Below are 12,374 nucleotides of genomic sequence, written 5' to 3'. Positions count from 1 at the left end.
CCCCTCACCCCTCAGACCAGATCGACTTCGCCCTGGTAGACGAGCTGAGCAGGTCCGGACAGCGCGACGTGCTCCCCGTCCTCGGCGGGGAACATCCGGACTCCGAGCGTGCCACCCGGAACCTCGACCTTCCAGTTGTCAGGCGCCTGGGCACCGGCCCAGTAGCGCACGGCGAGTGCGGTGGCGGCCACGCCCGTGCCGCAGCTCAGGGTCTCGCCGACGCCGCGTTCGAACACACGCATCCGCACGTGGCCGACGCCGTCGCGCACGAGGGGCTCGCCGGGCACCACGAACTCGACGTTCGCCCCGGCGGGCGGAGCCGGTTCCAACTCGGGCGCGCGCGTGAGTTCCAGCAGGCCGAGCTCGGCGTCGGAGGCGAGCGCCACCACGACGTGCGGGTTCCCGACGTCGATGCCCAGTCCGGGCCGGGTCACGGTCAGCCCGTCCGCGCGCACCAGCGGGTCGACGCCCGACAGGCGCCACGCGCCCAGGTCGACCTGGTAACCGCTCACGCCGCGCGTGACGTCACGGACGCCAGCCCTGGTGCCGATGGGGAGAGTACTGCCGGCCTCGATGTCGGCGAGACCGGAGCGCACGAGGTAGTGCGCGAAGACTCGGATCCCGTTGCCGCACATCTCGGCGACCGAGCCGTCCGCGTTGCGGTAGTCCATGAACCACTCGGCATCCGGCTCCTCCGCCAGGGCCGCTGCCCCCTCCGCGATCGCGGACGAACGCACGACTCGGAGAACGCCGTCGGCCCCGATGCCGAAATGGCGATCGCAGAGCACCGCGACCTGCTCCGCGGTCAGCTCCAGCTGGCCGTCGGGATCGGCGATGATGATGAAGTCGTTGCCGGTACCGTGCCCCTTGGTGAATGCGACCATGGGACCAGTCTAGGGAGCCGTCGAGCCGGCGCTCCGCCCCGCGACGCGGTAACGCCCGCAGAGGAAGCTGCGGTTGCGGGCGACCTCGATCAGATCCAGGTCGAGACGCCGGGGCAACAGTGGGGCACCGCCCCCGAGGGTCACCGGGGCGTATTGGACCCAGACCTCGTCCAGGAGGCCCGCGTCTGCGAACTGTCCTGCCACGTCTCCCCCGCCGACGACCCAGAGGTCCTTTCCTTCCGCCGCCTCGCGCATCGCGGCATGGACGTCGGCGATCGCCGCGCTCGTCACACGGACGTCCGCCCCGGTCGGCACGGCGAGCTCACGATGCGAGAGCACCCACGTGGGCTGCTCATACGCCCACCGGCCCTCCTCGTGGCGCATGACCCATTCGTACGTCGATGACCCCATCACGAGCGCCCCGATACTCTTCTCGAACGCCGGATAGGCCATGGGACCTTCCATGTCGATGTCCTGCGTCAGAAGCCAATCCAAGGAATGCTCCGTCGTGGCGATGTACCCGTCAAGGCTGGACGCGGTGAAGTAATGAGTGGCCATGCGCGCATCGTCGCACGGGCCACCGACATCAGGTCAGGGCGCCAGCAGGTCGGCGACGGCCACCGGCGGCGCCATCCATTCGAGCTCCGGATAGCGCTTGAACCACGACACCTGACGACGCGCGTAGCGCCGGGTGAGTGCCTGCGTCTCCGCGATCGCTTCCTCGGCGGTGGAGCGTCCCTCCAGCTGTGCGAGCGCCTGCGCGTACCCGATGGCCCGGGGAGCCGTCGTCCCGCGCTCCAGACCCTCGTCACGCAGCCGCGCGACCTCGGCCACGAGGCCGTGCTCCCACATCCGCCGGACACGAGCATCCAGTCGGGCGACGAGATCGGAGCGATCCACGTGCAGACCGATCAGCCGGGTGCGCGGATGCCAGAGCGTCGGCTTCTCGGGCAGTGTCGCGCCGTGCGTCGCGCTCCCCTGTTCGACGACTTCGAGAGCACGGATCACTCGTCTGCCGTTGCGCGGGTCCACCCGGGCTGCGGCTTCCGGATCGCGCGCATGCAGCCGCTGGAGGAGAGCATCGACGCCATCCCGATCCAGCTCCTGCTCGAGACGCTCGCGGATCACGGGGTCTCGAGGCGGGAAGTGGAACTCGTAGACGACACTGGACACGTAGAGTCCGGATCCGCCGACGAGGATCGCGTCGCCGCCCCCCGCGTGAATCCTCTGCACGGCCTCGCGTGCGAGCGGTTGATAGCAGGCCACAGCGGCATCCTGCGTCACCTCTCGCACGTCGAAGAGATGGTGCGGAATGCCGCGTCGTTCGGAGACGGGCAGCTTGGCCGTTCCGATGTCCATGCCGCGGTAGAGCTGCATCGCATCCGCGTTGACGATCTCCGCCGGGTTGCCGCGACGCCGGAGCTCCTCGGCGAGATCGAGCGCCAGATCGCTCTTCCCGGTGCCTGTCGCGCCGACGACGGCCCAGAGCCGAGGTGTGGTCACACTCCGACGCGGAGAGTCGGCAGGCCGAGGGAGACGGCGCGCGGTGCCCCGTCGCTCGGAGCCGGCACGGCGCACGACTCCGCCTGTCCCCGATCCCAGGCATCTCCACCGCGCGTACGGCGGATGCGCAGCGGCGCGCCGGTCGGATCGTCGGCGAGGAGGTGGAACGGTGCGGCGTGGGTCACCCTCACGGTGACGACGTCACCCGGACGCGGCAGCTCCGAACCCGGGGTCACCTCGAAGTGCACGAGCCGGTTGTCCTGAGCTCGTCCGGTCAGTCGACGGGTCTCCGTGTCCTTCTTGCCTTCACCCGTGGAGACGAGCACCTCGACCTCCCGGCCGACCTGCTTCTGGTTCTCCTCCAACGAGATGCGCTCCTGGAGCGCGATCAGCCGGTCGTAGCGGGCCTGCACGACCTCCTTGGGCACCTGATCCGGCATGGTGGCCGCGGGGGTCCCTTCGCGGATCGAGTACTGGAAGGTGAAGGCTCCGGAGAATCGGGACTGCTCGACGACGCGCATCGTGTCCTCGAAGTCTTCCTCGGTCTCGCCGGGGAAGCCCACGATGATGTCGGTCGTGATGGCCGCGTGCGGGATGCGTTCCCGAACGCGGTCCAGGATGCCGAGGAAGCGCTCGCTGCGGTACGAGCGCCGCATCGCCTTGAGGATCCGATCGCTTCCGGACTGCAGCGGCATGTGGAGCTGCGGCATGACCGCGGGGGTCTCCGCCATCGCGTCGATCACGTCGTCGGTGAAGGCAGCGGGGTGCGGGCTCGTGAAGCGGATGCGCTCGAGGCCCTCGATCTCACCGGCGGCACGGAGAAGCTTGCCGAACGCCTGACGATCCCCGAACTCCACCCCGTAGGAGTTGACGTTCTGTCCGAGGAGGGTGACCTCGATGGCGCCGTCCTCGACGAGAAGACGGATCTCGTTGAGGATGTCGCCCGGTCGACGGTCCTTCTCCTTGCCGCGGAGACTGGGGACGATGCAGAACGTGCAGGTGTTGTTGCAGCCCACGGAGATCGACACCCAGCCGCTGTGCGCGGAGTCGCGCTTGGTGGGAAGCGTCGAGGGGAACACCTCGAGTGATTCGAGGATCTCGAGCTCCGCGTCGCCGTTGTGACGGGCGCGCTCGAGCAGACCGGGCAAGGAGCCCATGTTGTGGGTACCGAAGACCACGTCGACCCAGGGTGCCTTGTCGAGCACGGCCTGCTTGTCCATCTGCGCGAGGCAGCCGCCGACCGCGATCTGCATACCGGCCTTGCGCCGCTTCACGGCAGCCAAATGGCCGAGCGTTCCGTAGAGCTTGCCGGCAGCGTTGTCCCGCACGGCACAGGTGTTGATGATCACCACGTCGGCCTCGGTCCCGGCGTCGGCACGGATGTAGCCGGCACTCTCCAGAGACCCTGACAGGCGCTCGGAGTCGTGCACGTTCATCTGACAACCGAACGTGCGCACTTCGTACGATCGCTGGCGCCCGTCATCGTCGACGGCCGCTGACGACGCGCTGATGATCGTCGGTTCGCTGCGGGGGATAGTCATGATGTTCCCATTGTACGAGCGTCACCGAGAGGCGACCGCGTGCGGCTGTCAGTCGGAATCCACGAACCGGACGCCGGAGACGCCGCTACCGAAAGACGCCTCCCGCAGCGCCGTCTTCGCGGCGTTCATGGCGACGGAACCGGCGTATCCGCGGCGCGACAGCTGCCCGACCAATCGCCGTAGTGCCGCGTCGGGATCGAGGCGGCTCATCGAGCGCGCTTTGGTCCGTGCGAACTCCAGCGCCCGCTCCGCGTCATCGTCCGGAAGCTCGTCGAGAGCGGCATCGATGACCTCGCGAGGGATGCCCCGCTGTGCCAGCGCCCGGGACAGCGCGATCCGGCCCTGGCCCTTGCGCTCGACCCCGGCCGTGACGAGGAGCTCGGCGAGTACCGCATCGTCGAGATAGCCTCGCCGCATGAAGTCGTCGATGACGTCTTCGATCGCGTCTGCGGCGAGCCCATGGCCCTTCAGCACCAGCCGCGCTTCGGAGACGGACAGCGATCGCGTACGGAGCTTCCGCACCAACGACTCCTCCGCCGTGGTGCGGACCTCCTCCGCGGAGGGCGCGCTCTCGCCGGCCTCTCCCCCACCGTCCGACCGGGACGTGTCACCCACTGCACGCAGCCTGGTCTTCTTCGCACCCGCGGTCCCGCGTGCGGGATGACGTGCGCCGGGAGAACCGTCGTCGTCAGCAGTCCGCTTCCCCGCTGTCGCGGGATCGTCCCAGGTCGACCGCCAGAGTCCCGCAGCGTCCGTAGACGGCGCCGACCGGCCGTGCCGCCCGGGCGACGCGCCGCTCGCACGGTCATCCGCCGGGCGCTCGGCACGCGCGGGGCCGCCGAAGAGAGGGATGATGGGGGCGATCCGCTCGGAATCGCCCCCACGCTGGTCACTCATCAGGCCGGGCGACGCTCGGCCAGCTCATCAGCACCCGGAGCCGCGGTCGGGCCGCCGATACCGAGCTTCTGCTTGATCTGGCTCTCGATCGCCAACGCGATGTCCGCGTTGTTGAGCAGGAACGTCCGCGCGTTCTCCTTGCCCTGGCCCAGCTGATCGCCGTCGTAGGTGTACCACGACCCGGACTTCTTGACGATGCCGTGCTCGACGCCGAAGTCGATCAGGCTGCCCTCGCGGGAGATGCCGACGCCGTAGAGGATGTCGAACTCCGCCTGCTTGAAGGGCGGGGCCATCTTGTTCTTCACGACCTTGACCCTGGTGCGGTTTCCGACGGCGTCGGTTCCGTCCTTCAGCGTCTCGATACGACGGATGTCCATGCGGACCGACGCGTAGAACTTCAGCGCCTTACCACCGGCGGTGGTCTCGGGAGAACCGAAGAAGACGCCGATCTTCTCGCGCAGCTGGTTGATGAAGATCATGGTGGTGTTGGTCTGGTTCAGCCCACCGGTGAGCTTACGAAGGGCCTGCGACATGAGTCGCGCCTGCAGACCCACGTGCGAGTCACCCATCTCGCCCTCGATCTCGGCACGGGGCACGAGCGCTGCCACTGAGTCGATGACGATGAGGTCGATGGCTCCGGAGCGCACCAGCATGTCGGCGATCTCCAGCGCCTGCTCACCCGTGTCGGGCTGCGAGACGAGAAGGGCGTCGATGTCGACGCCGAGCTTCGCGGCGTAGTCGGGGTCGAGGGCGTGCTCGGCGTCGATGAACGCCGCGATGCCGCCGGCCCGCTGGGCGTTCGCGATGGCGTGCAGCGTCAGCGTCGTCTTACCCGAGGACTCCGGGCCGTAGATCTCGACGATGCGTCCACGCGGCAGACCTCCCACGCCGAGAGCGACGTCGAGGGCGATGGAGCCGGTGGGGATGACGGCCACAGGGGCACGCTCATCGCTGCCCAGCCGCATGACCGAGCCCTTTCCGAACTGGCGGTCGATCTGAGCGAGGGCTGTCTCGAGGGACTTCTCGCGGTCGGCGGGTGATGGCATGGTGTGCTCCTTCTGCGCGTGTGCTGCCGCCTGTAGGCTGTCGCGGCTCTTCCGGCTGGAAGGAACTCTCCGACAAGGCGTATGGCTTTTCAGCCTGGCCCTCACGGTACGGCGGGCCTCCGACATTCGGTCGCAGGAGCCGGGGATCGTGGGGATCAGATCCGTCTGACCACTTGTGCAGAAGACTACGCCCGCTTCGAACAGATTTTCGACACCACGCCGGGATCGGCGTGTCGGACATCCGCACACCGGGACGTGACCGTCACCGCCCTCGCGGCTCCAGGCGTCCGACGCCATGACGGCGGGACTCCGGGACGTCCATGTCCGCGCAGAGCGCCAACCAGATGTCCCGCGGCGGCACCCCGGCGTCGAGCGCTTCGAGCGCGGTGCGCCCGTCCATCCCGGACAGCACGAGGTCGTTCACCAGAGATGATGCTCGGGCGTGGAACTCGGCATCGACGGCGCGCAGGAACTCACTGCGTCGCATAGAAGGGATCTCCGGGACTCAGCGGAGCGAGAGCTCGGGTTCCACGGACGCTACCAGGTCGTCCGGAACGACGTCCGGGAAGACCTGGATACCCTCGAGGACCGAGATGCGGTCCCCGACCTCGCGCATGATCGTGGAGATGGGGACGTCGAGCGCCTCCGCCACCGAGGCGAGGATCTCGCTCGAGGCCTCCTTCTGACCGCGCTCGACCTCACTGAGGTAACCGAGGGCGACCGAAGCCTTGCTCGCGACCTGGCGGAGCGTCCGCCCCTTCTGCAGACGGAAGTCCCTCAGCACGTCGCCGATCTCCTGTCGTACAAGAATCATCGGAACCTCCTCCGCAGTTCATGGATCGGGGTCTCCCCCGAAGAGACGGCCAGTCTAGTCCTCCTGGCTTGCACAGAATCTACCCTTGCACTCTGTGGTTTGAATGTGAGCACATCCGTATCAACATGACGCTGCACGTCCCTATTCCCGCAGTGCGGCGGCCATCACGTCGAGGGTGGCCGCGACCGTCTGCGCCCGCACCGCGTCGCGGTCGCCTCCGAAGCGGAACTGCTCGGTGCGACTCATGGTCGGCGTCACCACTCCGATGTGGACGGTACCCACAGGTTGGCCGTCCGGGGACTCCGGCCCCGCGATCCCGGTGGTGGACACTCCGACGTCGGCAGGGCGCCCGTCGACCGCGACAGCCTCTCGCACACCGGCGGCCATCTGCCGCGCGACCTCCGCGTGCACCGGCCCGTATCGTTCCAGAAGCTCGGCATCGACCGCGAGCAGGGTGTGCTTGACCGGGGTCGCGTAGGCGACGACGCCGCCGAGAAGCACCGCCGAGGCGCCGGGGACCGCGACGAGCGCCGCAGACACCGCACCGCCGGTGAGGGACTCCGCGACGCCGAGCGTCCAACCCCGCCCCCGCAGAGCGGTCAGCGCCTCGGTCGGCGTCGTCCCGCTCATCGGCTCTGACGGGCGCCGCGGACCTGCGCGACGATGTAGTCGATGCCGCTGACCACGGTGAGCACCAGAACGATGACCATCAGGACGGTGGTCACGACGGTCCAGGGCCCGAGACCGATGAACACATGCAACGGCAGGAGGGCCCACCCGAGAGCGACGCCCTGGAACGCTGTCTTGATCTTGCCCATCCAGGCGGCCGCCACCACGTGCTCGCTCGCGACGACCAGGCGATGGATGGTGATCCCCCACTCGCGGACGAGGATGACCGCGACGATCCACCAGGAGACCTCGCCGAGGATCGCCAGCCCTACGAATCCCGCGCCGGTGAGGAGCTTGTCCGCGATCGGATCCCACAGCTTCCCGAAGTCGCTGACGATGTCGTACCGGCGGGCGAGATAGCCGTCGACCCAGTCGGTGGAGATGGCCACGATGAAGAGGACGGCGGCGATCCAGCGCACGGTGAGGTCGGTGAGACCGTATGTCCCGCCGACGAGCAGGAGGACGAAGAACACCACGGCGAGCGGGATGCGCGCCACGGTGATCGCGTTGGGGAGCTGTCGGGGAATCGCCATCAGTCGCGTCCCGTCAGGCCCCAGGCGTCTTCGTCGCCCTCTGCTTCGACGACCGGCAGGCCGTCGTACTGAGCCTCCAGCGGATCGCGTTCGGCCGGTGGCGCTGCGGCGGCGGGCGCAGCCGGTGCCGCGGGAGCCGACGGCACGTCCTCGCCACGGAGCTTCGCCATGACCTGCGGCAGCTGCTCGGGGGTCGCGAGCACATCCCGGGCCTTCGAGCCCTCCGAGGGGCCGACGACCTCACGCGACTCGAGGAGATCCATCAGGCGTCCGGCCTTGGCGAACCCGACCCGCAGCTTGCGCTGGAGCATGGACGTGGATCCGAACTGCGAGGAGACGATGAGCTCGGCCGCCGCGAGCAGGAGCTCGAGGTCGTCGCCGATGTCCTCGTCGACCTCCTTCTTCTTCACCGGCTCCATCGCCTCCTGGACGTCCGCGCGGTACTCGGGACGCGCCTGACGCGTGACGTGCTTGACGACCGCGTCGATCTCCTTCTCGTCGACCCACGCGCCCTGCAGGCGGAACGGCTTCGACGATCCCATAGGCGAGAACAGGGCATCACCCTGGCCGATGAGCTTGTCGGCGCCGGGGCTGTCGAGGATCACGCGGCTGTCCGTGACGCTCGTCACCGCGAACGCGAGGCGGGACGGCACGTTCGCCTTGATGAGGCCGGTGACCACGTCGACGCTCGGGCGCTGCGTGGCGAGCACCAGGTGGATGCCGGAGGCACGGGCGAGCTGCGTGATGCGGACGATCGAGTCCTCGACGTCCCGCGGCGCGACCATCATGAGGTCCGCGAGCTCGTCGACCACGACGAGGAGGTACGGGTACGGCTTGAGCACGCGCTCGCTGCCCGGGGGCACCTCCACCTCCCCCGCTCGCACGGCGCGGTTGAAGTCGTCGATGTGGCGGAAGCCGAACGACGCGAGGTCGTCGTACCGCATGTCCATCTCCTTCACGACCCACTGCAGCGCCTCTGCGGCCTTCTTCGGGTTCGTGATGATGGGGGTGATCAGGTGCGGGACACCCGCGTAGCTGGTGAGCTCCACGCGCTTCGGGTCGATGAGGACCATGCGCACGTCCGAGGGGCGGGCCCGCATGAGGAGGCTCGTGATCATCGAGTTCACGAAGCTCGACTTACCGGACCCCGTCGAGCCCGCCACCAGGAGGTGCGGCATCTTCGCGAGGTTGGCGACGACGAAGTTGCCGCCCACGTCCTTGCCGACGCCGATCGTGAGCGGGTGCGTGCTCTTCTGCGCTGCACCCGAGCGCAGCACATCGCCGAGGGCGACCGTCTCGCGGTCGGTGTTCGGGATCTCGATGCCGATCGCGCTCTTGCCGGGGATCGGCGAGAGGATGCGCACGTCGTTGGAGGCGACGGCATAGGCGAAGTTGTTGCTCAGCTGGAGGATCTTCTCCACCTTGACGCCGTGGCCGACCTCGACCTCGTACTGGGTGACCGTCGGACCGCGGGAGAAGCCGGTGACCTTGGCATCGACCTTGAACTGGTCCAGGACGCTGGTGATCTGCTCGACGATGCGGTCGTTCGCCTCGGAGCGGGCGACCGATGGCGGACCCTCGGACAGCACTCCCGGCGACGGGAGGATGTACGGGGCCACCGGCGCCTGCGGACCGCGGTCGCCGGGTCCCTCAGTGCCGAACCCGTCGAGCCCGGGGAGCTCCGGCATCTCGCCGGTGTCGGACTCATCGTCCAGCAGCGCGGTCGTCTGCTGCTCCGCGAGCGTGTCGGTGACGGAGCGGACGTCGCTCAGCACCTCGGTCGCGGCATCGTACGGGTTCGCCACCGTCACCGCCTGGTCGTACGCCGGGGTGGCCTCCGTGGTGGACAGGAGCGCCGTGATGTCGTCGGACGCGAGCGTGCCCTCGTCAGGATCTTCCTCGCGGCCGGTCTTGTTGCGCCGCCACCAGGGCAGCACGTCGGGGTCGTCGACCTTGTCGGCCTCGTCGACCGTGGCCGAGGCGTCCTTCGCCGGCTTCTCCGGGCGCTCGGCGTCGAACATCCAGGCGTAGAGGTCTCCGAGCCGCGCACCGATGCGGTTCGGCGGTGTCTTCGTGAGGATCAGGATGCTGAGGGCGGCGAGGAGCCCGAGGACGATGTAGGCGGGGATGTCGGTGAGGTACGTGAGCGGCTGCCCGACAAGCCAGCCGAGCAGACCGCCGGACTCGCTCAGCGCGGGCATGCCCTGGTTGGGGTGGGGACGGGGACCGGCGACGTGGAAGATCCCCGCGAGGGCGAGGACGAACATGCCGAAGCCGATCCCGATGCGGCCGTTGTCGTGCACCGACGACGGGTGCCGGAACAGCCAGCCCGCCAAGAGCAGCAGAAGCACGGGCATGATGAATGCCACGCGGCCCACGAAGAGGCCCACGGAGTAGGCACTGATGTTCGACGCGACCTCGTTGCCGATGAAGAACCACTCGTTGACGGCGCCGAGGGCCGCCAGGATGACCAGGAGCAACGGGAATCCGTCCCTCCGGTCGTCCTTCTGCAGCGTCTCCGGTCCGAATGCGCGGAAGAGTCCGCCGACGCCGTGCGCGAGCCCGGTCCAGGCGCGCGCGGCGACAGACGGCTTGTCCGCCTCATCGATGTACTTCTTGGGGGCGGGCTGCGCCTTGGGAGCCGCCTGCCGCTTGGGGCGCGACGGCGCGCTCGTCGAGGCGCGCTCGGTCTTGGTGCTGCTCCTGGCCATGCCTCCACGGTACGACCCGCGACCGACATCTCCGCGTCACCACGCGGAATTCGCCGATACGGCGCGCGACAGCACGCCGTATCGGAGGGTCAGGCCTCGATGACGAGAGGCACGATCATCGGACGGCGGCGCAGCTTCTGGTTCACCCAACGACCGATCGTCCGGCGGACGACCTGGGACAGCGCATGCGTGTCACGCACCCCGTTGCCCGACGCCTCCTTGAGCGCGGCGACGATCTTCGGCGCGACGTCGTCGAAGACCGCGTCGTCCTCCGCCACACCTCGGGCGTGGATCTCGGGACCCGAGATGATGCGTCCGGTCGTGGCGTCCACGACGACGATGACCGAGATGAAGCCCTCTTCTCCGAGGATGCGGCGGTCCTTGAGGTCGGCATCGGTGATCTCGCCGACGGTCGAGCCGTCGACGTAGACGAAGCCGAGGTCGAGCTGGCCCGCGACCTTCGCGATGCCGCCCTTGAGGTCGATCACGGTGCCGTTCGAGGCGATGATCGTGTTGTCCTCCGGCACCCCGGTGTCCTGTGCAAGCTTGGCATTGGCGATGAGGTGCCGGTACTCGCCGTGGACCGGCAGGACGTTCTTCGGCTTGAGGATGTTGTAGCAGTAGATGAGCTCACCCGCGGCGGCGTGTCCGGAGACATGCACCTTCGCGTTCGCCTTGTGCACGACGTTGGCGCCGAGCTTGGTCAAGCCGTCGATGACGCGGTAGACCGCGTTCTCGTTGCCCGGGATGAGGCTGGAGGCGAGGATGACGGTGTCGCCCTCGCTGATCTCGATCGCGTGGTCCATGTTCGCCATCCGGCTCAGCACGGCCATCGGCTCGCCCTGCGACCCTGTCGACATGTAGACGATCTGCTCGTCCGGGAGGTCGCGTGCCTTCTTGAAGTCGATCAGCACGCCCGACGGCACCTTCAGATAGCCGAGCTGCTCGGCGATCGTCATGTTCCGCACCATGCTGCGTCCGAGGAACGCGACGCGGCGCCCGTTGGCGTGTGCGGCATCGATCACCTGCTGCACGCGATGGACGTGGCTGGAGAAGCTCGCGACGATGACGCGACGCGGCGCCTTCGCGATGACCTGGTCGAGCACGGGACCGATGGAGCGTTCCGTCGGGGTGAAACCGGGAACGTCGGCGTTGGTCGAGTCGACGAGGAACAGGTCGACGCCCTCTTCCCCGAGGCGGGCGAACGCGCGTAGGTCGGTGATCCGACCGTCCAGCGGCAGCTGGTCCATCTTGAAGTCGCCGGTGGCGAGGACCATGCCGGCAGGGGTGCGGATGGCCACCGCCAAGGCGTCCGGGATGGAGTGGTTGACCGCGACGAACTCCAGGTCGAACGGACCGACCCGCTCCTCCTGACCCTCCTTCACGGTGAGGGTGAAGGCCTTGATGCGGTGCTCCTTGAGCTTCGCCTCGACCAGCGCGAGCGTGAGCCCGGAGCCGATCAGGGGGATGTCGCTCTTCAGACGCAGGAGGTAGGGCACGGCACCGATGTGGTCCTCGTGACCGTGTGTAAGCACCACGCCGACGATGTCATCGAGGCGATCACGGATCGGCTCGAAGTCCGGGAGGATCAGGTCGACCCCCGGCTGGTGCTCCTCCGGGAAGAGCACGCCGCAGTCGACGATCAGGATCTTCCCGTCGTACTCGAACATGGTCATGTTGCGACCGATCTCCCCCAGGCCGCCGATCGGGATGACCCGGAGCGTCCCTTCGTCGAGAGCGGACGGTTCGGCCAGGGGAATGGACATGCTGTCTCCT

General features: G+C 68.3%; 12 protein-coding genes. All 12 read right to left on the bottom strand.

Annotated elements, in window-relative coordinates:
* Positions 1-11 precede the first annotated feature (11 nt).
* The 12 genes from dapF to AC3B5L_RS07355 all read right to left on the bottom strand — a co-directional run bounded on the left by dapF (position 12) and on the right by AC3B5L_RS07355 (position 12,364).
* Complete coding sequence (gene dapF, locus AC3B5L_RS07410) at positions 12-884, bottom strand: diaminopimelate epimerase (protein ID WP_187663897.1); 873 nt, start codon at positions 882-884, stop codon at positions 12-14.
* A gap of 9 nt (positions 885-893) precedes the next feature.
* A complete protein-coding gene (locus tag AC3B5L_RS07405; protein WP_490096363.1) occupies positions 894-1,442 on the bottom strand; it encodes a dihydrofolate reductase family protein in 549 nt (182 codons plus the stop codon).
* Between the two features lie 33 nt (positions 1,443-1,475).
* On the bottom strand, positions 1,476-2,387 hold the full coding sequence (gene miaA, locus AC3B5L_RS07400; protein ID WP_490096362.1) for a tRNA (adenosine(37)-N6)-dimethylallyltransferase MiaA: 912 nt from the start codon (positions 2,385-2,387) through the stop codon (positions 1,476-1,478).
* Positions 2,384-3,928, bottom strand: a complete 1,545-nt coding sequence (miaB, locus tag AC3B5L_RS07395) for a tRNA (N6-isopentenyl adenosine(37)-C2)-methylthiotransferase MiaB (protein ID WP_280566019.1) — start codon at positions 3,926-3,928, stop codon at positions 2,384-2,386. The genes miaA and miaB overlap by 4 nt, the downstream gene beginning before the upstream one ends.
* 48 nt (positions 3,929-3,976) lie before the next feature.
* Entirely contained in the window at positions 3,977-4,543 is a 567-nt protein-coding gene (locus tag AC3B5L_RS07390; RefSeq protein WP_259953979.1) for a regulatory protein RecX, read from the bottom strand.
* A 281-nt stretch (positions 4,544-4,824) separates the two neighbouring features.
* Positions 4,825-5,871 (bottom strand): recombinase RecA, encoded by a 1,047-nt coding sequence (recA, locus tag AC3B5L_RS07385; protein WP_268776431.1) that lies wholly within the window; start codon positions 5,869-5,871, stop codon positions 4,825-4,827.
* Positions 5,872-6,133: 262 nt separating this feature from the next.
* Positions 6,134-6,358 (bottom strand): DUF3046 domain-containing protein, encoded by a 225-nt coding sequence (locus AC3B5L_RS07380; RefSeq protein WP_187663891.1) that lies wholly within the window; start codon positions 6,356-6,358, stop codon positions 6,134-6,136.
* An 18-nt stretch (positions 6,359-6,376) separates the two neighbouring features.
* Positions 6,377-6,685 (bottom strand): helix-turn-helix domain-containing protein, encoded by a 309-nt coding sequence (locus AC3B5L_RS07375; RefSeq protein WP_025103227.1) that lies wholly within the window; start codon positions 6,683-6,685, stop codon positions 6,377-6,379.
* 141 nt (positions 6,686-6,826) lie between these two features.
* A complete protein-coding gene (locus AC3B5L_RS07370) occupies positions 6,827-7,315 on the bottom strand; it encodes a CinA family protein (protein ID WP_292797151.1) in 489 nt (162 codons plus the stop codon).
* Positions 7,312-7,887, bottom strand: coding sequence for a CDP-diacylglycerol--glycerol-3-phosphate 3-phosphatidyltransferase (gene pgsA, locus AC3B5L_RS07365; protein WP_268776433.1), 576 nt, complete (start codon positions 7,885-7,887; stop codon positions 7,312-7,314). Before pgsA ends, AC3B5L_RS07370 begins: the two co-directional genes overlap by 4 nt.
* On the bottom strand, positions 7,887-10,598 hold the full coding sequence (locus tag AC3B5L_RS07360; RefSeq protein WP_490096361.1) for an FtsK/SpoIIIE family DNA translocase: 2,712 nt from the start codon (positions 10,596-10,598) through the stop codon (positions 7,887-7,889). The genes pgsA and AC3B5L_RS07360 overlap by 1 nt, the downstream gene beginning before the upstream one ends.
* Before the next feature lie 89 nt (positions 10,599-10,687).
* Positions 10,688-12,364: a ribonuclease J gene (locus AC3B5L_RS07355; protein ID WP_259953985.1), complete on the bottom strand. Its 1,677-nt coding sequence runs from the start codon at positions 12,362-12,364 to the stop codon at positions 10,688-10,690.
* Positions 12,365-12,374: the final 10 nt, after the last annotated feature.

The sequence above is a fragment of the Microbacterium sp. C-MGS6 genome (genome assembly GCF_058140415.1).
The sequence above is the reverse complement of the archived record's forward strand: the minus strand, read 5'-3'. Positions and strand labels throughout refer to the sequence as shown.